We start from the raw sequence: 480 nt of genomic DNA, 5'->3' as shown, positions 1-480 counted from the left end.
CGTGCAGTTGTCAAAAATGGTTGGTTCCACATAGTATCCGTCTGCCAGGCTGCCTTCTTCTGCACGTTTGCCTCCGATAAGGAGTTCCGCCCCTTCTTCTACCCCTTTATTAATATAAGAAAGGACCGTACTTAATTGATTTTCGCTTGCACAAGGCCCCATCCACGTACTGCTGTCAAGGCCGCTTCCAATCGTGATCTCTTTTGTTTTTTGAACGAGCCTTTCTTTAAATTCATCAAACACTTCAGCTGCCACGATTACCCGGCTTGTTGCCGTGCATTTTTGTCCCGTTGAACGGAAAGCGCCTGTCACCACCGCTTCCACTGCCAGATCAAGATCGGCATCGGCAGCCACAATGACTGGATTTTTCCCGCCCATTTCAAGCTGGTACTTCGCACCGCGGGCCAGCGCTGCCTGGCCAATCTGCTTGCCTACTCCGTTCGAGCCGGTAAACGTAATACCATTGATCTCTTCATGGCC

1 protein-coding gene is annotated in these 480 nt (G+C 50.6%); it reads right to left on the bottom strand.

The window, feature by feature from the left end; all coding sequences use genetic code 11:
* Positions 1 to 480: aldehyde dehydrogenase family protein (locus L2D08_RS24740; protein WP_242238009.1), on the bottom strand; the 480-nt coding region annotated here is incomplete at both ends.

This window comes from Domibacillus sp. PGB-M46 (genome assembly GCF_022668875.1).
Taxonomy (GTDB): domain Bacteria; phylum Bacillota; class Bacilli; order Bacillales; family Domibacillaceae; genus Domibacillus.
The sequence above is the reverse complement of the archived record's forward strand: the minus strand, read 5'-3'. Positions and strand labels throughout refer to the sequence as shown.